General features: G+C 71.0%; 18 protein-coding genes and 1 pseudogene. 11 read left to right on the top strand and 8 right to left on the bottom strand.

All coding sequences use genetic code 11. The annotated features are described in order from the left end of the window. Positions 1-3: 3 nt before the first annotated feature. Genes ACZ6MA_RS14875 through ACZ6MA_RS14890 form a run of 4 tightly spaced genes read left to right on the top strand, consistent with a single transcriptional unit; the run spans position 4 to position 3988 of the window. On the top strand, positions 4-927 hold the full coding sequence (locus tag ACZ6MA_RS14875; protein ID WP_469433866.1) for an ABC transporter permease: 924 nt from the start codon (positions 4-6) through the stop codon (positions 925-927). Beyond that, the gene (locus ACZ6MA_RS14880) at positions 920-1897 is read left to right on the top strand and encodes an ABC transporter permease (RefSeq protein WP_469433868.1); all 978 of its coding nucleotides are present in this window, start codon (positions 920-922) and stop codon (positions 1895-1897) included. The genes ACZ6MA_RS14875 and ACZ6MA_RS14880 overlap by 8 nt, the downstream gene beginning before the upstream one ends. A 23-nt stretch (positions 1898-1920) precedes the next feature. Next, complete coding sequence (locus ACZ6MA_RS14885; RefSeq protein ID WP_469433869.1) at positions 1921-2937, top strand: ABC transporter ATP-binding protein; 1017 nt, start codon at positions 1921-1923, stop codon at positions 2935-2937. Next, a complete protein-coding gene (locus ACZ6MA_RS14890; protein ID WP_469433871.1) occupies positions 2927-3988 on the top strand; it encodes an ABC transporter ATP-binding protein in 1062 nt (353 codons plus the stop codon). The genes ACZ6MA_RS14885 and ACZ6MA_RS14890 overlap by 11 nt, the downstream gene beginning before the upstream one ends. A gap of 59 nt (positions 3989-4047) precedes the next feature. On the opposite strand, the gene ACZ6MA_RS14895 is transcribed toward ACZ6MA_RS14890, so the two are convergent. The 8 genes from ACZ6MA_RS14895 to ACZ6MA_RS14930 form a co-directional block, all read right to left on the bottom strand. Beyond that, the gene (locus tag ACZ6MA_RS14895; protein WP_469433872.1) at positions 4048-5370 is read right to left on the bottom strand and encodes a cytochrome P450; all 1323 of its coding nucleotides are present in this window, start codon (positions 5368-5370) and stop codon (positions 4048-4050) included. A 134-nt stretch (positions 5371-5504) separates the two neighbouring features. Then, positions 5505-5660: a cittilin family RiPP precursor gene (locus tag ACZ6MA_RS14900; RefSeq protein ID WP_469433874.1), complete on the bottom strand. Its 156-nt coding sequence runs from the start codon at positions 5658-5660 to the stop codon at positions 5505-5507. A 32-nt stretch (positions 5661-5692) separates the two neighbouring features. Continuing rightward, entirely contained in the window at positions 5693-6850 is a 1158-nt protein-coding gene (locus ACZ6MA_RS14905; protein WP_469433876.1) for an ABC transporter ATP-binding protein, read from the bottom strand. 12 nt (positions 6851-6862) lie between these two features. After that, positions 6863-7888 (bottom strand): ABC transporter ATP-binding protein, encoded by a 1026-nt coding sequence (locus tag ACZ6MA_RS14910; RefSeq protein ID WP_469433877.1) that lies wholly within the window; start codon positions 7886-7888, stop codon positions 6863-6865. Between the two features lie 20 nt (positions 7889-7908). Next, the gene (locus ACZ6MA_RS14915) at positions 7909-8886 is read right to left on the bottom strand and encodes an ABC transporter permease (protein ID WP_469433879.1); all 978 of its coding nucleotides are present in this window, start codon (positions 8884-8886) and stop codon (positions 7909-7911) included. 122 nt (positions 8887-9008) lie between these two features. Then, a complete protein-coding gene (locus ACZ6MA_RS14920; protein ID WP_469433880.1) occupies positions 9009-10811 on the bottom strand; it encodes an ABC transporter substrate-binding protein in 1803 nt (600 codons plus the stop codon). A 61-nt stretch (positions 10812-10872) separates the two neighbouring features. Continuing rightward, complete coding sequence (locus ACZ6MA_RS14925; protein WP_469433882.1) at positions 10873-11850, bottom strand: ABC transporter permease; 978 nt, start codon at positions 11848-11850, stop codon at positions 10873-10875. A 296-nt stretch (positions 11851-12146) separates the two neighbouring features. Then, positions 12147-14267 carry a S9 family peptidase gene (locus ACZ6MA_RS14930; RefSeq protein ID WP_469433884.1) on the bottom strand — a complete coding sequence of 707 codons (2121 nt, stop codon included), beginning with the start codon at positions 14265-14267 and terminating at the stop codon, positions 12147-12149. Between the two features lie 171 nt (positions 14268-14438). Between ACZ6MA_RS14930 and ACZ6MA_RS14935 the strand changes: the two genes are divergently transcribed. The 7 genes and pseudogenes from ACZ6MA_RS14935 to ACZ6MA_RS14965 all read left to right on the top strand — a co-directional run. Continuing rightward, positions 14439-14633 carry a hypothetical protein gene (locus tag ACZ6MA_RS14935; protein WP_130879722.1) on the top strand — a complete coding sequence of 65 codons (195 nt, stop codon included), beginning with the start codon at positions 14439-14441 and terminating at the stop codon, positions 14631-14633. A gap of 55 nt (positions 14634-14688) precedes the next feature. Next, positions 14689-15579, top strand: coding sequence for an N-acetyl-1-D-myo-inositol-2-amino-2-deoxy-alpha-D-glucopyranoside deacetylase (gene mshB, locus ACZ6MA_RS14940; protein ID WP_469433886.1), 891 nt, complete (start codon positions 14689-14691; stop codon positions 15577-15579). Continuing rightward, positions 15579-15968, top strand: coding sequence for a DUF6113 family protein (locus ACZ6MA_RS14945; RefSeq protein ID WP_469433888.1), 390 nt, complete (start codon positions 15579-15581; stop codon positions 15966-15968). Before mshB ends, ACZ6MA_RS14945 begins: the two co-directional genes overlap by 1 nt. 202 nt (positions 15969-16170) lie before the next feature. Beyond that, complete coding sequence (locus ACZ6MA_RS14950; protein ID WP_469433890.1) at positions 16171-18489, top strand: peptidoglycan binding domain-containing protein; 2319 nt, start codon at positions 16171-16173, stop codon at positions 18487-18489. Positions 18490-18654: 165 nt separating this feature from the next. Further along, positions 18655-19608: an ABC transporter ATP-binding protein gene (locus ACZ6MA_RS14955; RefSeq protein WP_469433891.1), complete on the top strand. Its 954-nt coding sequence runs from the start codon at positions 18655-18657 to the stop codon at positions 19606-19608. Beyond that, complete coding sequence (locus ACZ6MA_RS14960) at positions 19605-20348, top strand: ABC transporter permease (protein ID WP_469433893.1); 744 nt, start codon at positions 19605-19607, stop codon at positions 20346-20348. The genes ACZ6MA_RS14955 and ACZ6MA_RS14960 overlap by 4 nt, the downstream gene beginning before the upstream one ends. Before the next feature lie 40 nt (positions 20349-20388). Beyond that, positions 20389-21222: pseudogene (locus tag ACZ6MA_RS14965) on the top strand (sensor histidine kinase); the annotation flags it as partial. Positions 21223-21295 lie beyond the last annotated feature (73 nt).

The raw sequence follows: 21295 nt of genomic DNA on the forward strand, positions 1-21295 counted from the left end.
CCCATGGGACGCTATGTGATCCGGCGGCTGCTCCAGATGATCCCGGTGTTCATCGGCAGCACGTTCCTGATCTTCTTCATGGTCTACGCCCTCGGCGACCCCATCGCCGCGCTGTTCGGCGACAAGGCCCCCGACCCCGCGACCGCCGCCCGGATCCGCAGGGACCTCTACCTCGACGAGCCGCTGTGGAAGCAATACCTGCACTACATGGGGCAGATCCTCACCGGTGACTTCGGGACCGCCTTCAACGGCCAGAAGGTCACGGAGCTGATGAAGAGCGCCTTCCCGGTCACCTTGCGGCTGACCGTCGTCGCGCTGCTCTTCGAGATCCTCTTCGGGATCACCCTCGGCGTCCTCAGCGGGCTGCGGCGCGGGCGCTCGGCGGACACCTCCGTGCTGCTGCTGACCCTGATCGTGGTCTCCATCCCCACCTTCGTCAGCGGCTATGTGCTGCAGTTCCTGCTCGGGGTGAAGTGGGGGTGGGTCTCCCCGTCGGTCTCCCCGGCCGCGCCGTTCGACGAGCTGATCCTGCCGGGCCTGGTGCTGGCCCTCACCTCGCTCGCGTACGTCACCCGGCTGACGCGCACGTCCATCGCCGAGAACTCCCGCGCCGACTACGTCCGTACGGCCGTCGCCAAGGGGCTGCCCCGGCGCCGGGTGGTGACCCGGCATCTGCTGCGCAATTCGCTGATCCCCGTCGTCACCTTCATCGGCACCGACATCGGCGCCCTGATGGGCGGCGCCATCGTCACCGAGCGGATCTTCAACATCCACGGTGTCGGCTTCCAGCTCTACCAGGGCATCCTGCGGCAGAACTCGCCGACCGTCGTCGGCTTCGTGACCATCCTGGTCATCGTCTTCCTGCTGGCGAACCTGCTCGTCGACCTCCTCTACGCCGTGCTCGACCCGAGGATCCGCTATGCCTGACCCCTTCGACCCGAAGCTCGATCCCAAGGCGGCCATCACCCCCGGCGACGGCGGCGCGATGACCCTCGCCACCAGCGAGGGCGAATCGCTGGAGAAAGCACCACCCCCCGGCGGCGGCGACGGCAAGGCCCGCAGCCTGTGGACCGACGCCTGGCACGACCTGCGACGCGACCCCGTCTTCCTGGCCTCCGGGCTGGTCATCGCCTTCCTCGTACTCATCGCGATCTGGCCCGGCCTCATCGCGGGCGGCAACCCGCTGAGCTGCGACCTGGCCAAGGCCGGCCAGGGCTCCCAGCCCGGCCACCCCTTCGGCTTCGACACCCAGGGCTGCGACGTCTACACCCGCACGGTCCACGGGGCGCGCGCCTCGATCGCCGTCGGCGTCTGCGCCACCACCGGGGCGGCCCTGCTCGGCAGCGTGCTGGGCGGGCTGGCCGGGTTCTTCGGGGGCTGGTGGGACGCCCTGCTGTCACGGGTGGCCGACATCTTCTTCGGTATCCCGATCATCCTCGGCGGCCTGGTCTTCCTCTCCGTGGTCACCAGCGGCTCGGTATGGCCGGTGGTCGGCTTCATCGTGCTGCTGGGCTGGCCGCAGATCTCCCGGATCGCACGCGGCTCGGTGGTCACGGCCAAACAGCACGACTACGTCCAGGCGGCGCGGGCGCTCGGGGCCGACAACCGGCGGATGCTGCTGCGGCACATCGCGCCCAACGCGGTGGCGCCCGTCATCGTCGTGGCGACCATCGCGCTGGGCACCTACATCGCCCTGGAGGCGACGCTGTCGTTCGTGGGCGTCGGCCTCAAGCCGCCGACCGTCTCCTGGGGGATCGACATCTCCAACGCCTCCACCCAGATCCGCAATGCCCCGCACATGCTGCTGTGGCCGGCGGGCGCGCTGAGCATCACGGTGCTGGCGTTCATCATGCTCGGCGACGCGGTGCGCGACGCCCTCGACCCCAAGTTGCGCTGAGGCCCGGCGGGATGGAGCGACGGATGGATCAGCAGCCGGCCCAGGAGACGCACCAGCCGCAGCACCTGCTGGACGTGCGGGATCTGCGGGTGGAGTTCCGAACCCGGGACGGGGTGGCCAAGGCGGTCAACGGCGTCTCGTACAGCGTGGCGGCGGGCGAGACGCTGGCCGTGCTCGGCGAGTCGGGCTCGGGCAAATCGGTGACCGCCCAGGCGGTGATGGGGATCCTCGACTCGCCGCCGGGGTTCGTCACCGGCGGCGAGGTGCTCTTCCGGGGCGAGGACCTGCTGACGATGGGAGCCGAGTCCCGGCGCAGACTGCGCGGTGCGAAGATCGCGATGATCTTCCAGGACGCGCTGTCGTCCCTGAACCCCGTGATGACCGTGGGCGCGCAGCTCTCCGAGATGTACGTGGTGCACCAGGGGATGACCCGCAAGGACGCCCGCGCTCGGGCGGCGCAGCTGATGGACCGGGTCCGGATCCCGGCGGCGCAGGAACGGCTGCGGGACTATCCGCACCAGTTCTCGGGCGGTATGCGTCAGCGCATCATGATCGCGATGGCGCTGGCCCTGGAGCCGGACCTGATCATCGCGGACGAGCCGACGACGGCGCTCGATGTGACGGTGCAGGCGCAGGTCATGGACCTCCTCGCGGAACTCCAGCGCGAGTTCACCATGGGCCTGATCCTCATCACCCACGACCTGGGCGTGGTCGCGGACGTCGCCGACAAGATCGCGGTGATGTACGCGGGCCGGATCGTGGAGACCGCGCCGGTGCACGAGCTGTACGCGGCGCCCGCCCATCCGTACACCCGTGGCCTGCTGGATTCGATCCCGCGCCTGGACCAGAAGGGCCGCGCGCTCTACGCGATCAAGGGCCTGCCGCCCAGCCTCACCGACATCCCGCCCGGCTGTCCGTTCAACCCGCGCTGCCCCCGGGCCCAGGACATCTGCCGCACGGACCGGCCGCCGCTGTTCACCGTGGGCCCGGGCCGGGCCAGCGCCTGTCACTTCTGGAAGGAAACCCTCGATGAGAGCTGAAGGCGAGGAGATTCTGGAGGTACGGGACCTCGTCAAGCACTACCCCCTGACCCGGGGCGTCGTCTTCCGCAAGCAGGTGGGCGCGGTCCGGGCGGTCGACGGGATCTCCTTCGCGCTGCGCCGGGGCGAGACGCTGGGCATCGTGGGGGAGTCCGGCTGCGGCAAGTCGACGGTCGCGAAGATGCTGGTCAACCTGGAGCGGCCGACGGCCGGGCGGATCCTGTACAAGGGCGAGGACATCACCGATCTGTCGGGCAAGGCCCTGAAGGCCGTGCGTCGCAACATCCAGATGGTCTTCCAGGACCCGTACACGTCGCTGAATCCGCGCATGACGGTGGGCGACATCATCGGTGAGCCGTACGAGATCCATCCGGAGGTGGCGCCGAAGGGCGACCGGCGGCGGAAGGTCCAGGAACTGCTGGACGTGGTGGGGCTGAACCCGGAGTACATCAACCGGTACCCGCACCAGTTCTCCGGCGGTCAGCGCCAGCGCATCGGCATCGCGCGCGGCCTGGCGCTCAACCCGGAGATCATCGTCTGCGACGAGCCGGTCTCCGCGCTGGACGTCTCCGTCCAGGCGCAGGTGGTCAATCTGCTGGAGAGGCTCCAGGACGAGTTCGGGCTGTCCTATGTCTTCATCGCGCACGACCTGTCGGTGGTGCGGCACATCTCCGACCGGGTCGCGGTGATGTACCTCGGGCGGCTCGCCGAGATCGGCACCGACCTCCAGATCTACCAGCACCCCACGCACCCCTACACCCAGGCGCTGCTGTCCGCCGTGCCCATGCCGGACCCGGCGGCGCGGGAGCGGCGGGAACGGATCCTGCTGTCGGGGGACGTGCCCTCGCCGGCGAACCCGCCGTCGGGCTGCCGCTTTCGCACCCGCTGCTGGAAGGCACAGGAGCGGTGTGTGGTGGAGGTGCCCGAGCCGGTGGTGCCGCAGTGGTTCCGGGCGGCGGGCGGTCCGGCCGCGCACCCGTCGGCCTGTCACTTCGCCGAGGAGCGCCGGGTCGTCCCGCCGGAGGGCACCCCGGGCGAGGGCACCGTCTGACCGCCGGACGTCTGACCACCGGACGCCCATCACCGGGCGCCTGATCGTCAGACGTCCGATCACCAGGCGCGTGGCACGACCTCCACGCCCATCGGCTGGAGGGCGAGGGCCGGCCGGGGGGTGATGCGCTCGGGGTGGATCAGCTCCAGCCGGAAGTGGCGCCAGATGTCGGCGACGATGTGCACGGCCTCGGTGGTGGCGACGGCCGCGCCGACGCAGACCCGGGGGCCGAGCCCGAAGGGGAAGTACGAGCCGCGCGGTACGGCCTTGGGCCCGCTGCCGAGCCAGCGTTCGGGACGGAACTCCTCGGCGTCCTCCCAGTAGCGGGGGTCGCGGTGGTTGACCCACTGGCTGACGGTGACCGTGGTGCCGGCGGCTATGGAATAGCCGCCGAACTCCATGTCCTCGGTGGCGTCGCGGCTGGTGAGCCAGACCGGTGAGTACAGCCGCAGGGCCTCGCGGACGACGGCGTTCGTGTACGGCAGGGCCTCCATCCGGGCGAGCCCGGCGGGGGTGCCGGCGAAGGCGGCCCCGGCCTCGGCCCGGACCCGCTCGGCGGCCTCGGGGTGCCGGGCGAGCAGCACGCTCGTCCAGACGACGCAGTCGTTGGTCGTCTCGAACCCGGCCATGATCAACGTGGCGAGTTCATCGCGGAGTTCACCGGCCGAGGGGGCCGGGTCGCCGTGCACGAGGGCGTGCAGCACGGGTGCGCGTGCCGGGTCCGCCGCGGCGGGTGAGGCGGCGAGGGCGTTGAGGGTGCGGTCGACGCGGCGCATCGAGCGCCGGATGCGGAGCTTGCGGAGGGTGGGGACCCACTCGGGCAGCAGCACCGGCGAGGTGGAGAGGTCCATGATGGGGGCGACCAGCCGGGCCACCTCGGCGGTGTCCGCGTCGCCGAACTCGTCACCGAACATCAGCGAGGTGACCAGCCGCAGGGTCAGTACGGAGACGTCACCCTGGAGGTCGCGGGCCTGGCCGGGCCGCCAGGGGGCGAGCATCCGCTCGCCCTGCGCGTCGACGATCTCGGCGGCCTTGGTGGCCAGGGAACGGCCGAACGCCGGCTGCATCCGGTGCCGTTTGGCCTGCCACTCGGCACCGTCGCTGTTCATGGTCGAGCGCGGAAAGCCCTGCCGCCGCGAACCGCGCCGGGTATCGGCACTGGCCTTGGAGAATTTGGCATTCCGGTCGACGAGCATTTTCTCGACGTCGCCGGGGGAGGTCAGCAGCACATTGTTCGCACCGAGCCGCACCACGTCGCCGTAGTTCCGGGAACAGGCGGTCAGAAAACCGAGCGGATCGGTGCTGAACGCGTGCAGATTGCCCAAGTACTTGTCACCGGACGGTCCGGGAAGATCTTTACGCGGGCGGGCGGTGGCGGTCACGAATGCCTCGCAGGGGTTCGTACGGGCAGGGTTTCACGCGAGGGGAGCGCGGCCGGAGGCGGCAGCGCGGGGAGGGGGAACGACGGTGGCCGCGGCATCGCTGCCGCGGCCACCGGGTGCGTCACCGTGCCGGTTTAGTAGTACGAGTACGGCAGGGTGAGTCGGTCCTTGCGAGTCAGCCGGGCGAAAAGCGCACCGGTCAGGATCATCTTGCGCATGGCAAACACCTCCTTCTCGTCAGATCCGCTCGCGGTGTGATGACCGCGTCGCGTGAAATTGACAGTAGGCATGTGCCCCTGTAATCACAAGAGTTGACAGACATTCACTCGGCGTGGTTCGGTGACGGGGATTCCGTATGGCCCTCCGCCGCGCGCAGGGCCGGATCGAGAATGACCTCGGTCGTCCGTTCCACCGTCGGCGGCTCGGGAAAGTGGCAGGCGGACAGATGGCCCGGCCCGCTGCCCTCGGCACGCAGCAGGGGCGGCTCCTCGGTGGCGCACTCCTCCCGCGCCTTCCAGCAGCGCGTGCGGAACCGGCAGCCGGACGGCGGCCGGACCGGGGACGGCACGTCGCCCGCCAGCCGGATGCGCTCCCGGCTCGCGCCCCCCGCGCCGTCCCCCGCGTCCATCAGGTCCGCCGCCTCGGGCACGGCGGAGAGCAGGGCGTGGGTGTAGGGGTGGCGTGGCCGGTGGTAGATGTCGTCCCGGTCGCCGACCTCGACGATCTTGCCCAGGTACATCACGGCGACGCGCTGCGAGAAGTGCCGCACCACGGCCAGATCGTGCGCGATGAAGACGAACGCGATGCCCAGCTCGCGCTGCACCTGGCGGAGCAGATTGACGACCTGGGCCTGGATGGAGACGTCCAGCGCCGAGACCGGTTCGTCGGCGACGATCAGCTTGGGCTCCAGGGCCAGCGCCCGGGCGACGCCGATGCGCTGACGCTGGCCGCCGGAGAACTCGTGCGGGAAGCGGTTGTAGTGCTCGGGGCTCAGACCCACGGTCTCCAGCAGCTCCCGTACGCGCGCCTCCCGGCCGCCCGGCGGGTCGATGCCGTTGATCTCCATCGGCCCGGAGACGATTTTCCCCACGGTGTGCCGGGGGTTCAGCGAGGCATAGGGATCCTGGAAGATCATCTGGATCTCTGCACGGAACGGCGCCAGCGCCCGGCGCCCCGCGTGGGTGATGTCCCGCCCCCGGTAGAGGATCCGTCCGGCGGTCGGCTCCAGCAGCCGGGTCAGCAGCCGGCCGGTGGTGGACTTGCCGCAGCCGGACTCGCCCACCAGCCCGAAGCTCTCCCCGGCCCGGACGGTCAGATCGAGGCCGTCCACGGCCTGCACCGCCCCGATCCGCCGTTTCACCGGGAAGCCACCCGTGATCGGGAAGTGTTTGGTCAGCCCCTCGGCGACGAGCAGCGGCTCGCCCCGGGCCACGTCCAAGGCCGCCTCGCGCGGGGCGGGCAGCGAAACCTTGTCGGTCATGGTGGGAACTCCTCAGCCCAGTCGGGGCTTGATCTGCTCGGCGTAGGTGGTCGCCTGCCGCTCGGGCGTCAGATGACAGGCCGCGCCCCGGCCCTCCGGCAGCTCCGGCCGCTCGGTACGGCACCGGTCACCGCCGACGGCCGCGACCTGGCCGCAGCGCGGATGGAAGGGACAGCCCGACGGCGGGGCCAGCAGACTCGGCGGCGCGCCCGGGATCGGCTGCAGCGGCTCCTCGACGTCCGAGGTCAGGCGGGGCATCGAGCCCAGCAGCCCCCAGGTGTACGGGTGCCGGGGCGCGCCCAGCACCTCGCGGACCGTGCCCCGCTCGACGGCCCGGCCCGCGTACATCACCAGCAGCTCGTCGACGGTGTGGGCGACGACCCCGAGATCATGGGTGATGAGGATGATCGACGAACCGGTCTGCTGCTGGAGGTCCTTGAGCAGATCGAGGATCTGCGCCTGCACGGTCACGTCCAGCGCGGTCGTCGGCTCGTCGGCGATCAGCAGCTCGGGGTCGCAGACCAGGGCCATCGCGATCATCGCGCGCTGGCGCATACCGCCGGAGAACTGATGCGGGTAATCGTCCACGCGCAGCGCGGGGTGGGGGATGCCCACCCGCCCCAGCATCTCGACCGCCCGCAGTCGGGCCTCGCGCCGGGTGGCCCCGGTGTGCTTGCGGAACGGCTCGGCGATCTGCCGGCCGACGGTGTAGTACGGGGAGAGCGCGGTGAGCGAATCCTGGAAGATCATCGCCGCCTTGTGGCCGCGCAGCTTCTCCAGCGTCGATTCGGGGGCACCGGTCAGCTCCTGCCCGTCCAGCAGGATCTCGCCCTCGATCTCGGTGGTGCGCGGGTCGTGCAGCCCGAGGACGGCGAGGTTGGTGACGGATTTCCCCGAGCCGGACTCGCCGACGATCCCGAGCGTACGACCGCGCTCCAGCTCGAAGGAGAGCCCGTCGACGGCCTTGACGACGCCGTCCTCGGTGGCGAAGCGCACATACAGATCGCGCACGGACAGGAAGGGTGGGGTCGCGGTCACGGCGGTGGTTCTCCCGGCTGCTAGGCGAGGCGTACGCGGGGGTCGATGACGGCGTAGGCGGCGTCCACCACGATGTTGGCGACGACGATCGCCGTGCAGCCGACGAGCATCACGGCCATGAGGGTCGGCAGATCCGTCTCGCTCACCGAGGAGACGGCGAGCCGGCCGAGGCCGTGCAGGCTGAAGGTGAACTCGGTGATGACCGCGCCGCTGAAGAGCGAGCCCAGATCGATGCCGAAGATGGTGACGATGGGGGCCAGCGCACCCCGCCAGGCATACCGGAAGAAGACCGTACGACGGCCGAGGCCCTTGGCGCGGGCGGTGCGCACATGGTCCTCACCCAGCTGCTCGATCATCTGGGAGCGGGTCATCCGGCTGTAGTTGGCGATGAAGATGATGGACAGCACCAGCCAGGGGATGAGCATGCCGGTGAACCACTTGACGGGGTCCTCGGTGAACGGGTGGTAGGCCGGGTTGTCCATCCAGTGCAGCCCGCTGACCAGGACGGCGAGGGCGATGACCCCGATGAAGTAGATCTGCAGGGCGCCGCCGACCAGCGACAGGGAGCTGAAGAACTTGTCGATCCAGGTGCCCCGGAACGCGGCGGCGATCATGCCGATGCCCACCCCGACCACGAGGAAGACGGCCGCACCCCCCAGGGTGATGGACAAGGTGGTCGGGAAGCGGTCCACGATCGTGCCCCAGACCGGCTGCTGGTTGGAGAAGGAGTAACCGAAGCAGGGCGCCGGGCAGTGGCCCACGGTGAAGTCGCGGCCCATGAAGATGCCCTGCATGTAGTGCCAGTACTGCACGGGGACCGGCTGGTCGAGGCCCAGATTCTTGTTGATCACGGCGAGGGCGTCGGGGGTGCAGTTCTTGCCGCAGGACATCAGGGCGGGCTCGGAGGGCAGGGCGAAGAAGAGGAAGAAGGTGATCGCGCTGATCAGCAGGATGATGACGATCGCGCCGAGCGAGCGGCGGGCGAGGAATCTGAGCATGTCGTCGCGGTCTTCCGGGTAGCGGGAGGTCCGGTGCGCGGAGCGGGCGGGGCCGTACGGCCGGGCGGGATCGTACGGAGAGGCGAGCCGGCCGGGCCGTCACCGGCCCGGCCGGACGGGCGCTACCTGACGTAGACGGAGGTCGGGTCGACGGTCCCGTAGACGGGGTGGTACCGCACCCCGCCGAGGTGCGAACCCCACAGGGAGAACTGCCGGTTGTAGAAGACCGGCACGCCCGGGACGTCCTCCTCGAGGATCTTGTCGGCCAGCTTCTGCCACTCGGGCGCGGCCTTCTTCACATCCGGGATGGCGTTGATCCGGTCGATCTCGGAGTCGACGCGGGAGTTCTTCAGATGGCCGTAGTTCTGCGAGCCGTCGGCGACCTGCCGGCCGTCGAAGAGCGGGGGCACGACGGTGGAGGAGACCGGCCAGTCCGCCCCCCACGACGAGCGGTAGATGTCGAACTTGTTCTTCACCTCGGCGATCGCCGTCCGGTAGGTGTTGGCGTCGACCTCCTTCTTCTGCACCGTGAAGCCCGCCCGCTCCAGCGCCTGGGTCACCACCACGGCGACCTTCTGCTGGACGTCGGTGTTGGCGTAGGCGTAGACGATCTCCTGGCCGAGCTTGCCGGCCTCCTTCAGCAGCGCCTTGGCCTTCTCGGGCAGCCCGGCCGGGTTGGCCTTCTTCTGGAAGGGGTCGGTCGGCCGGTAGCCGTCCATCGCGGGGGAGAGGTAGTTGGTGGCCACCACTCCGGCGTTCGCGCCACCGTTCTGCTGGAGGATCTGTCCGTTGGGCATGGCGTAGGCGAGGGCCTTGCGGACCCTGGCGTCCTTGAGCCGGTCGGTGTTGAAGCTGATGTAGTCGACGTAGGGCTGGATCTCCAGGAAGCGCCGGGCCTTGGTGTCGCTCTGCTTGAGCACCTTCTCGGTCATCTCCGGTGCCACGGCGTTGCTGAACGACAGGGCGTTCTTGTCACCGCCCTGGTCGGCGAGGAAGCGACGGGTGGAGTCGGTGAACTGGTGACCGAAGCTGATCTCGAACCGGTCGGCGTACTGGTGGCGGATCGGGTCGGTCTTCGCGTCCCAGTGCTCGTTCCGCACCAGCGTCAGCGACTTGCCGACCTTGTAGTCGCCGACCTTGTACGGGCCGGAGGAGAAGGGGGCGTTGTCGTACTTCTGCTTGGTGTCCTTCGCCTGTTTGACCGCGCCGATGTTCGGCATCGCGGTGGCGAAGGGGGTGTCGGCGTGCGGCTGGCGGAAGTGGAAGACGATCGTCTTGTCGTCGGGGGTGTCGAGCACGTCCGAGGGCAGGTGCTTGCCGTTGTACGGGCCGTCCGGCAGGGCCTTGCGGAAGTCGTTGCCGTCACCGGAGAGCCACTGCGGGATGTAGAGCGGGCCGTCGGTCTCGAACGCGGCGTAGAGCCGTTCGATGCCCCACCGGACGTCCTTGGCGGTGATGGGCGAGCCGTCCTCGAACTTCAACCCGTCCTTGAGGGTGAACTTCCAGGTCTTCCCGCCGTCCGAGGAGGTGCCCGCGTCGGTCGCGAGGTCGCCGACGACCTTGACCTTGCCCTTGTCGTCCACCTTGTACGAGGTCAGGGAGCGGTTGTACAGCATCTGGTTGGCCAGCACGTCGGCGTAGTAGATCTGGCCCGGGTCGAGGTGGTTGAAGGCGTCGCGCTGGAGCACCCCGACCGCGCCGCCCTTCTTCGCGCCCGGCGCCTCCGGGGCGGGGCCCGTCGAGTCGGCCTTGGTGCCGATCGAGTAGTTCGAGGCCGTGGTCTTGTCGTCACCCGGCCCGCTGTCCTTGTCCCCGCCGGAGCCGCCTCCGCCTCCGCTGCACGCGGAGAGCACCAGCGCACCGGCCGCGAGGGCGGTGGCCGTGAGGTGGGCCCTTCTCCTGGGGAATCTCGTCCTGGGGGTCATGGGGCGATGCACCTGCCTGTCCGTTGTGACGATGACGTGCGGCTGCGTGCGGTTCGGCGGTTCAGCGTTTGGTCCGGGGGTCGAAGGCGTCCCGGACGGAGTCCCCGAGCAGGTTGAAGGCGACCACGAAAATGATCATCGCGAGGCCGGGGAAGAAGATGTAGGTGATGTCGCTCTCGTAGTACTGGGCACCGTTGGCGAACATCCGTCCCCAGTCGGGCGTGGGTTCCAGGATGCCGACGCCGATGAAGGAGAGCCCGGCCTCGATGGTCACGAACGAGGGCAGCATCAGCGTCGACTGCACCAGGATCGGGGTCCAGAGATTGGGCAGCAACTCCTTGGTGATGATCCGCCAGGGCGAGGCCCCGGTCACCTTCGCGGCCTCGATGAACTCCCGCTCCCGCAGGCTGAGTACCTGGCCGCGCAGCAGCCGCGCGAGCCCCATCCAGCCCAGGACCCACAGCACCAGGATCAAGGTCAGCACCCGGAGATACGTCGGCGTCTCCTTCTCCGGGCTGACGAAGAGGGAGTACACCACCGGGGTGAAGGCGATGAAGGACAGCTGGGAGGGGAAGGCGAGCAGCAGATCGATGAACCGGCCCAGGAAGTAGTCGGCCCTGCCCCCCAGATAGCCGGCCGTCACCCCGACCACGACGCCCGTTACCACGCACAGCACGGTGGCGGCCACGGCGATCAGCAACGAGGTGCGGATGCCGAAGACGAGCTGGGTCAGCACATCCCGGCCGAGGGTGGGCTCGATGCCGAACCAGAACCGGCCGGAGACACCGCCGTTGGGCGCCACGGGATAGCCGAACTCGTTGAGCAGCCCCTGCTCGTTGAGTCCGTAGGTCGTCGTCGGGCTCTTCCCGTAGAGCGTCGAGATCAGCGGCGCGCCGATCGCGACGGCGAAGAAGAAGACCACGACGTACGCGGAGAGGACCCCCGAGCGGTCGCGTCGGAAGCGGCGCCACATCAACTGCCCGGGCGACCGGCCCACCGGCCCGGCTTCGGCCGTCGCGGCCGGGGAAGGACTCGTCATCGCGTGGATCCCCCCACTGTCGTCGTCAACCCGGCGCGAAGGGTGTGCACGCGGTGGGTTGAGCGGACTGTGGCAATGGACTCACGGCGCGGTCAAGAGGGCCGGGGTGAAATACGGCTTGCGCTTCCGCATCTGCCGTTGCCCATGCGGGCCGTGGTGGGTGGACCACCGCTGCGCGGCGGTGTCCTCAATCGCCGGACGGGCTGGGTTTGGCTGGGGTCAGCCGTATTCAGCCCGTCCGGCGATTGAGGACGCGTCCGCGGGGCGCCCGTCGCCGCAGGCGGTACTGGCAGCGGTCAGGCGACGCCCAAAGTCCGCTTGAGGAAGTCCACTTGAAGCAGCAGCAGATTCTCTGCCACCTGCTCCTGCGGCGTCATATGGGTGACTCCCGACAGCGGCAGCACCTCGTGCGGGCGGCCCGCCGCCAGGAGGGCCGAGGAGAGGCGCAGGGTGTGGGCGGCGACCACGTTGTCGTCCGCCAGACCGTGGACGATCATCAGCGGGCGGACCCGCTCCGCCGGTTCGGACAGCCCCTCGTCCGTGACCAGGGAGTTGCGGGCGTACACCGCCGGCTGCTCGTCGGGGTGGCCGAGATAGCGCTCGGTGTAGTGCGTGTCGTACAGCCGCCAGTCGGTGACGGGCGCGCCCGCGATGCCCGCGTGGAAGACGTCCGGGCGGCGCAGCACGGCGAGCGCCGCGAGATAACCGCCGTAGGACCAGCCGCGGATGCCCACCCGGGTCAGGTCCAGGGGGTACCGCCCGGCCAGCGCCCGTACGGCCTCGACCTGGTCCTCCAGGGTGGCCCCGGCGAAGTCGTCGCGGATGGACTTCTCCCAGGCGGGGGAGCGGTGCGGGGTGCCGCGCCCGTCGGCGACGATCACGGCGAAGCCCTGGTCGGCGAACCACTGCGAGGTCAGATGGGCGTTGTGCGCGGCGACCACCCGCTGTCCGTGCGGACCGCCGTAGGGGTCCATCAGGACCGGCAGCGGGCCGTCGCCCTCGGTGTACCCGGTGGGCAGCAGGACGGCGCACGGCACGCGGCGCTCGCCCGCCTCGGTGAGCGTGACACGGGCGGTCAGCACCGGCCGCTGCGCGTGGGAGGCCACGACGGCGACCTGCTTGCCGTCCCGCAGCACCCGGACCTCGGATCCGGGGCGGTCGAGCGACGCCGACACCAGTACGGTGACCGCGCCCGAACGAACCGCCGAGTGCCAGCCCGCGCCCTCCGACAGGCGCTCCGCGCCCCGCGCGTCGACGCGGTACACGTGCGCCTGGCCCGTCTCCGGGTCCGCCGCCTCCGGCCCGGCGGACGCCGAGACCAGCACGTCGTCGTCGCCCACGTCGAGCACGGCCCGCACATGCGTCCGGGGACCGGTCAGGGCGCGGTCGCCGACCATGAGCACCCGGGCGCCGTCCTCGTCGGCGATGCGTACGAGGTCACCCTCCGGCGACCACTGGGGTACGCCAGGGAAAAGATCGAGCCAGATTGCGTCCTCGTCAACACGCAGCACCCGCGTGGCACCCGAATCGGTGTCGACGGTCAGATATGCCTGGGCCCGCTGGTCCCGCGACTGGACCAGCAGCAGCGGGGCACCGCCCGCCGACCAGTGGACACGTGCCAGGTAGGGGTGGCGCTCGCGGTCCCAGACGACGTCCGTCCGGGAGCCGTCCAGCCGCAGCAGGGACAGCGACACCGACGCGTTGGCCGTGCCCGCCGCCGGGTAGGCGACCTCGGCGGGCTCCCGGCCCGGGTTGGCCGGGTCGGCGATCCACCAGCGGCGGACGGCCGCGTCGTCGACGCGGGCGGCCAGCAGGGCGGTGCCGTCCGGCGACCACCAGAAGCCGCGCGAGCGGTCCATCTCCTCGGCGGCGATGAACTCCGCCAGCCCCCATGTGGTGGTGTCGTTCTCCGGCCCGGCCACGGCGCGGTCGTCGCCGCCGTCCGCCTCCACCACCCGCAGGACGCCGCCCGTGACGTAGGCGACCCGGCGGCCGTCGGGCGAGGGGCGGGGGTCGACGACCGGGCCCGGCACCGTCAGCTCGCGGGCCGTGCCGCCGCGCAGTTCGGCTACGAAGAGCCGCCCGGACAGGGCGAACGCCGCCAACTCCACCGCGTCGTCCACCGCGTACCCCACGACACCGGCCGATCCCTCACGGCTGCGTTCGCGGCGCGCCCGCTCCTGCGCCGACAACTCCTCGTCGGCGCCGCCCAGCAGGACGGCCGGGTCCGCCGCCGGGTACTCCCGGCCCGAGTCGAGGTCGAGCACCCACAGGACGTTCGCCCGATCGGTGCCGGAACGGGAACGGAGGAAGACGACACGCGAGCCGTCCGGCGACACCGCGAACGCGCGTGGCGCGCCGAGGGAGAAGCGCTGGGTACGGGCGTGCTGACGAGGAAACGAGAGTTGTCCGGTCATGCGGGGAGCCTACGGCGGGGGCGGCGAGATCTCGTCGTGCGCCCCAATTTTGCTCCTGTGCACCGAGTCTTGGCACGTACGGAAAGTTATGATCACTCGCGCATAGTGGGTATGGCTTCTGAGGCATCTGTATGTGATCCATCCGACCGCGCGTACTGGAGGTGAACCGCTGTGGCACTCTCGATTTCGGCGGTGGTGCTGCTGGCGATCATCGTCTTCCTGCTGGTCCGGAAGTCCGGACTGAAGGCGGGTCACGCCGCGGTCTGTGTGCTGCTGGGGTTCTACCTGGCGAGTTCGTCGGTGGCCCCGACGCTGCACAGTCTGACCACGAGCGTGACCGGGATGATCAGCAACATCAAGTTCTGACGTTCGGTGTCCGGGCGGCGCCCCGCACGCGCCGCCGGGCTCGTAGGCTGGTCCCATGACCGACAGCTCCTTGTTGCCAGACCGCCGGCTGCTCCTGGTGCACGCGCACCCGGACGACGAGTCGATCAACAACGGCGCGACCATGGCCAAGTACGCCGCCGAGGGCGCCCATGTCACGCTCGTGACGTGCACGCTCGGCGAAGAGGGCGAGGTGATCCCGCCGGACCTGGCGCACCTCGCCGCCGATCGCGACGACACCCTCGGCCCGTACCGCGTCGCCGAACTCGCCGCCGCGATGAAGGAGCTGGGCGTCACCGACCACCGCTTCCTCGGCGGCCCCGGGCGGTACCGGGACTCGGGCATGATGGGCGCCCCGCAGAACGACCGCCCCACCTGCTTCTGGCGGGCCGAGGTGGACGAGGCCGCCGCGCACCTCGTCGCGGTGATCCGCGAGGTCCGGCCGCAGGTGCTCGTCACCTACGACCCGGACGGCGGTTACGGCCACCCCGACCACATCCAGGCGCACCGCGTCGCGATGCGGGCCGTCGACCTGGCGGCGGAGCCGGCCTTCCGCCGGGACCTGGGGGATCCGTACGACATCCCCAAGGTCTACTGGAACTGTGTCCCCCGCTCGGTCGTCGAGCAGGGCTTCGCACGGCTGCGCGAGCAGGGTGCGGACATGCCCTTCCCGGGCATCGCCTCGCCCGCCGACGTGCCGGGCGTGGTGCCCGACGCCGAGGTGACGGCCGCCGTCGACAGCGCCCCCTACGCGGCGGCGAAGGCGGCCGCGATGCGCGCCCACGTCACCCAGATCGCCGTGGACGGCCCCTTCTTCGCGCTCTCCAACGACCTCGGGCAGCCACTGCTCGGTGACGAGTACTACCGGCTCGTCCGCGGCCGCGCCGCGGCCGGCCGCGAGGACGACCTCTTCGCGGGGGTGGCCTGATGGAGGGCCGCACTCCCCGGCCCGGTATCGGCCGGATCGCGGCGATCGCCGGACTCACCGTGCTAGGGGCCCTGTCCGGCGTCGCCGGTTCGCTGGTGCAAGGCGGCTGGTTCCCCGGCGGGTTGCTGCTCGCGCTGCTCGGCATCGCCGCGCTCTGCTACGGCGGGGTGACGGCCACCGGCACCAGATCCGGCGGCGTGGCACCCGGCGTCGGCTGGCTGATCGCCGTGCTGATGCTGACGGCGAGCCGCCCGGAAGGGGACTTCCTCTTCGGGGCCGGAATCGGCTCGTACGCCTTTCTGCTGGGCGGAATGATCGTGGCTGTGATCTGTGCCACGGTGCCCAAACTGTCGCAACCGGGCGGACCAGCGGTCCGACTTGGGAAGTGACGTGACGATTTCTGCCTGACGCGTCCGAGGCACGAAGGCACGCACCGCGCTCCCGCCCGGCGGGGCGATCCGACGGTCGTCAAGTGCGTGCCGGTGGTGCCCAGTATGGTGGTGCGCGCCGCCGAGCTACCCCTGGCCTTCGGCATGGGCGACCCCGAGCGAGGTCATCGAGGGCGGCGGAGAGTAACCGGGAGAACCTGCTTTGAGCCGTGAATCTGACACTTCGTCCTCTGGGCCCCAGGGGCGCGGTGGCGCCGCGTACCCGTCGGGCACCCCGCCCTACGGCACCCGCGACGTGCCGCCCGGCGCCGCCGGAGCGGACGAGCCCACCGGGCCGCCCACGCCGGAAGAGCCCAAGACCGAGACCACGATGACGACGCGGATCCGTATCAACATCCCGGGCTCGCGACCGATTCCGCCGGTCATCATGCGGACCCCCGTCGAGGACGGCGGGACCGGGAAGGCCTCCGCCGCCCCGGCCCCCGCCGCCGGTCCCGGCGCGCCTTCGGCCGCCGGCTCCGACCGGGGGACCGAGCCTCCCGCGGGCAAGCCCAGCCTGCCCCGCCGCCCGGAGCCGTCGGCCACGCCGCCGGCCGCCGCGGAGGCGGACCGCGGGGACGGCAAGGGCGAGAAGACCAGTGACTGGTTCGCCCCGCGCAAGTCGGGCCCGGCCGCCCCGGCCCCGGCCGCCACGCCGGGACTGCCCCGCCGGAAGGTGGGCCAGAGCGCCCCGCCGCCGGTGAGCCCGCAGCCGCCGGTGACGCCGCAGCCCCCGGTGGCCCCGCAGCCGCCGGCGGCCGGCGGCCCGCCGTGGGTCCGCGACACCTCGGCTGCCGGCGCGCAGCCGCCCGCCCCCGGCCAGGACACGACGGGCTCGGTGCCGTGGCAGGGTGCCCCCGCCGCGAACGGGGCCGCGCCGTGGGTCCGCGACACGCCGGGTGACGCCTCCACGACCGGAGCCGTCCCCTGGCAGCAGGACCGGCAGAACACCGCCGCGCCGTGGCCCGGCGAGTCCTCCGTCACGGGCGCGATGGCGCAGCCGCCGGTCCCCGGGCAGAACTCTGCAGGCGCACCGCCGTGGGCCGAGCCCGAGACCACCCAGCAGTTCCAGGCACCGAGCCTGGACGACCCGTTCGTGTACCCGCAGGGGAGCACGGCCGCGGGCGCGTTCGCGCCGGGTCGTACGGACACCCCGCGCGAGGGCTTCCCGGCCGTGCAGACGCCGCCGCCCGGCGGCGCTGTCCCGCGACCGCCACAGCCCGGGCAGCAGGGCCGGCCGCCGGAGCAGGGCCGGCCGGGTCAGCAGGCCCCCCAGGCCCCCTCGGGCAAGCAGTCCAAGAAGCGCAAGACCAAGGTGCCCACGCCCACGCCGCCCGTCGGCCAGATGCCCGGCGAGACGCTGGTCAGCGGTGTGCCGCCGGTGTCGCCCGGCGGTTCGGTCCCCAAGCCCGTCGACAGCGGCGCGCCCCGGGTGCCGGTGCCGAAGCCCAAGCCGGGTGTTCCGGCGCCGAAGCCGGCCGCGCCCGCGGCCAAGAGCGCGCCCAAGGCCGCGGCGAAGAGCGCCCCCAAGAAGAAGGGCCGCTCCAAGCTCGTCCTGCTCGGCGGCGGTCTGGTCGCGCTGGTCGGTGTCGCGTACGGCGCCGGGCTGCTGCTCGACCACGCGGACGTCCCCAACGGCACCACCGTGCTCGGTGTGGACATCGGCGGCAGCTCGAAGGACGAGGCCGTCAAGAAGCTCGACGCCGCCCTCGGCGGCCGGGCGACCGCGCCGCTGAAGGTGTCCATCGCGGGCAAGGAGGCGCAGCTGAAGCCGTCCGTGGCGGGGCTGTCCATCGACACCCAGGCCACCGTGCGGGCCGCGGCCGGCCGGGACTACAACCCGGTCACCGTCCTCGGATCGCTGGTCGGCGGCTCCCGCAAGGCCGAGCCCACGCTGAACGTGGACGAGGAGAAGGTCGCCGCCGCGCTCAAGACACTGGCCGGCGAGAGCGGCGCGGCCAAGGACGGCACGATCAGGTTCGAGCCGGGCAAGGCCGTCCCCGTCTACGGCAAGCCGTACCAGGGCCTGGACAACGCCAAGGCCGTCAAGGCCGTCTCGGACGCCTACCGCGAGCGCGCGGCGGGCGGCGCGGACAAGACCGTCGAGCTGCCGAGCGCACCGCAGACGCCGAAGATCGGCAATGCCGAGGTCGACCGGATGATGGCGACCTTCGCCAAGCCCGCGATGTCCGGCAGGGTCACGATCCAGACGGACCCGGTGCACTCGATCCAGTTCGGCCCGGACCTCTCGCTGCCGAAGATCCTTTCGGTCAAGGAGGTCGACGGGAAGCTCGTCGAGAGCTACAACCTGGAGGCGCTGAAGGAGCTGTACGGAAGCCGCTTCGACGGCGTCCGGATCCAGCGCGGCAACGGCACGAAGACGGCCGTCACCCCCCAGGACGTCGTCGGTGCCCTCCGCAAGGCACTGGTGGGCAAGACGCCCGCCGAGCGCGTCGGAGTGATCCCGCTCAACCCGAGCTGATCCCGGGCTGATCCCGGGCAGGACCCAGTACGACCCGTGGGAGCCCCCGCGCCGCACCCGGCGCGGGGGCTCCCACGCGTTCGTGGCACCCATGACATCTGTCATCCGAGGTTCACGACGGCTGACACTGCCGCCGGCCGGGTCCGGCCAGCGAGGATTACCGTCATGACCACTACAGGCAACACGTTCACGGGGGACGGGCGCCGCACCGGCGCCCCCGTGGTCAGTTTTGAGAACGTCAGCAAGAGTTACGGCGATGTGCGCGCGGTCGCCGATCTGGACCTTCGGCTCTACCCGGGCGAGACCGTCGCCCTGCTCGGCCCCAACGGGGCGGGCAAGTCCTCCACCCTCGATCTGCTCCTGGGGCTGCGCAACCCCGACGCGGGGCGCGTCGAGCTGTTCGGCACCACCCCGCAGCAGGCCATCGCGCGCGGCAAGGTCGGGGCGATGCTGCAGACCGGCGGCCTCATGGAGGACGTGAAGGTCCGTCAGCTGGTGCGGCTCGCGTGCGATCTGCATCCGCATGCGTACCCCGTCGACCAGGTGATGGAGCACGCGGGCATCACCGAGATCGCCGACCGCATGGTCAACAAGCTGTCCGGCGGCCAGGAGCAGCGGGTGCGGTTCGCGATGGCGACCGCGGGCGCCAGCGACCTCATCGTGCTGGACGAGCCGACGACCGGCATGGACGTCACCTCCCGCCAGGCGTTCTGGAGCGTGATGCGCGAGCAGGCGCGCCAGGGCCGCGCGGTCCTGTTCGCCACGCACTATCTGGAGGAGGCCGACGCCATCGCCGACCGCGTCGTCGTGCTGCACCGCGGCCGGGTGCTCGCGGACGGCTCGGCGGCCGAGATCAAGGCGAAGGCCGGGGCCCGGCGGATCGTCTTCGACCTCGAGGGGCACATCTCCGAGGCGGCGCTGCGCGAGCTCCCGTTCCTGGCGGGCCTGGAGATATCGGGCCGTACGGTCCGCATCCAGTCGCACGACGCCGACGCCACCGTGCACGCCGTGTACGGGCTCGGTCTCTTCCCGCGCAATCTCGAGGTCGCGGGCCTCGGCCTGGAACAGGCCTTCATCGCCATCACCGACGCCGCGACCGCCGAGGAGGCGGCAGCATGAACACTCTGATCAAGCTCGAAATCACGCGCACGCTGCGCAACAAGAAGTTCATGTTCTTCTCGGTGATCTACCCCGCCGCGCTCTACCTGCTGATCGCGGGCGGCGCGAGCAGCACCGAGGTCGTCGGTGACAGCAAGCTGACGCTGCCGCTGCTGATGATGGTCTCCATGGCTTCCTTCGGCGCCATCACCGCCGTCCTCGTCGGCAACAGCGAGAAGATCGCCAAGGAGCGGGAGAAGGGCTGGGTGCGCCAGCTGCGGCTCACCGCCCTGCCGGGCCGCGGCTACGTCGCGTCGAAGATCGCCTCGGCCGCCGTCGTGGCACTTCCGTCGATCGTCGTCGTCTTCGCCGTCGCCGCGGCCGTCAAGGACGTCCGGATGGACGCGGCCTGGCAGTGGTTCGCGCTGACGGGCGCGATCTGGGCGGGCAGCATCGTCTTCGCCGCCCTCGGCGTCGCGGTGGGCTACCTCGCCACGGGCGAGGCCGTCCGTCCCATCACGATGATCATCTACTTCGGGCTGTCGATGCTGGGCGGCCTGTGGATGCCGACCGCCACGTTCCCGAAGTGGCTCCAGGACATCGCCGAGTGGATGCCCACCCACGCCTACGCCGGTCTCGGCCAGGCCATCGAGCTGGGCGGCGCACCGCACCTCAAGGACGTGGCGATCCTGGTCGGCTACCTGGTGCTGTTCACCGGCGCGGCCACGTGGCTGTACCGCAAGGACACCCACAAGGGGTGAGGAAGCGGGCGGCGCCCGGGCGCCGGGAGAGACTGCGGGCATGACCGAGCGCGAGGACCACACCGTGAACAGGCGATTCATCGGGATCGGCGAGGCGCCCGGGGACTGGCGGCAGATGCTGTCCAAGGGCTGCTTGACCGTCCTGTACATGCTGTACATGGCGACCGCGGTGGCGGACCTGACCGACGGCCGCCACACCGGGCCCGCCCTGGTGCTGGGCTGGGCGGGGCTGACGGTCTTCGTCGGCTTCTACCTCTTCCTGGTCCTCGGCCGGCGCCGCAACGGCCAGGAATTCCGCCGCCAGGCCCGCATCATCGTCGTGCTGTACGTGCTGGCCGTGGTGCTGGCGCTGACGCTCGGCCCGGTGTGGCTGGTGCTGCTGGTGTACGTCGCCATCTCCTCCGGTGCCTCGCTGCCCATGAAGTGGGCGTTGCGGGCCATCCCGTTCGTCGCCGCCTCCGAGATCGCCATCGGTCTGCTGGACGGGTCGGACATCACCGGGCAGCTGACGCTGGTGCTGCCGACGCTGCTGGGCGGCACGGCGATGATGGGCATCGTCCAGATGGGACGCACCATGCGCGAGCTGCGCGAGGCACGCGCCACCGTCGCCCATCTCGCGGCCAACGAGGAGCGGCTGCGGCTCGCCCGTGATCTGCACGACCTGCTGGGGCACTCCCTGTCCTTGATCACCCTCAAGAGCGAGCTGGCCGGGCGGATGCTGCCCGACCGGCCCGGACAGGCCGCCCAGCAGGTCGCGGACATCGAGCGGGTCAGCAGGCAGGCGCTCGTGGACGTCCGGGAGGCCGTGAGCGGCTTCCGGCGTCCGACCCTGGACGCCGAGATCGCGGGCGCCCGTACCGCCCTCGCCGGGGCGTGGGGGGGGAGAGAGGGAGGGGGGGGGGGGGGGGGGGGGGGGGGGGGGGGGGGAGGGGGGGGGGGGGGAAGAG

Source organism: Streptomyces sp. NPDC042259, assembly GCF_055582085.1.

What these genes read in the sequence shown, in the direction of transcription:
- ACZ6MA_RS14925 (WP_469433882.1), bottom strand. Translation starts at nt 11,850, where the DNA reads ATGACGAGTCCTTCCCCGGCCGCGACGGCCGAAGCCGGGCCGGTGGGC.
- ACZ6MA_RS14900 (WP_469433874.1), bottom strand. Translation starts at nt 5,660, where the DNA reads ATGCCTACTGTCAATTTCACGCGACGCGGTCATCACACCGCGAGCGGA.
- ACZ6MA_RS14945 (WP_469433888.1), top strand. Translation starts at nt 15,579, where the DNA reads ATGGAGGGCCGCACTCCCCGGCCCGGTATCGGCCGGATCGCGGCGATC.
- ACZ6MA_RS14930 (WP_469433884.1), bottom strand. Translation starts at nt 14,267, where the DNA reads ATGACCGGACAACTCTCGTTTCCTCGTCAGCACGCCCGTACCCAGCGC.
- ACZ6MA_RS14885 (WP_469433869.1), top strand. Translation starts at nt 1,921, where the DNA reads ATGGATCAGCAGCCGGCCCAGGAGACGCACCAGCCGCAGCACCTGCTG.
- ACZ6MA_RS14905 (WP_469433876.1), bottom strand. Translation starts at nt 6,850, where the DNA reads ATGACCGACAAGGTTTCGCTGCCCGCCCCGCGCGAGGCGGCCTTGGAC.
- ACZ6MA_RS14890 (WP_469433871.1), top strand. Translation starts at nt 2,927, where the DNA reads ATGAGAGCTGAAGGCGAGGAGATTCTGGAGGTACGGGACCTCGTCAAG.
- ACZ6MA_RS14955 (WP_469433891.1), top strand. Translation starts at nt 18,655, where the DNA reads ATGACCACTACAGGCAACACGTTCACGGGGGACGGGCGCCGCACCGGC.
- ACZ6MA_RS14875 (WP_469433866.1), top strand. Translation starts at nt 4, where the DNA reads ATGGGACGCTATGTGATCCGGCGGCTGCTCCAGATGATCCCGGTGTTC.
- mshB (WP_469433886.1), top strand. Translation starts at nt 14,689, where the DNA reads ATGACCGACAGCTCCTTGTTGCCAGACCGCCGGCTGCTCCTGGTGCAC.
- ACZ6MA_RS14960 (WP_469433893.1), top strand. Translation starts at nt 19,605, where the DNA reads ATGAACACTCTGATCAAGCTCGAAATCACGCGCACGCTGCGCAACAAG.
- ACZ6MA_RS14915 (WP_469433879.1), bottom strand. Translation starts at nt 8,886, where the DNA reads ATGCTCAGATTCCTCGCCCGCCGCTCGCTCGGCGCGATCGTCATCATC.
- ACZ6MA_RS14920 (WP_469433880.1), bottom strand. Translation starts at nt 10,811, where the DNA reads ATGACCCCCAGGACGAGATTCCCCAGGAGAAGGGCCCACCTCACGGCC.
- ACZ6MA_RS14880 (WP_469433868.1), top strand. Translation starts at nt 920, where the DNA reads ATGCCTGACCCCTTCGACCCGAAGCTCGATCCCAAGGCGGCCATCACC.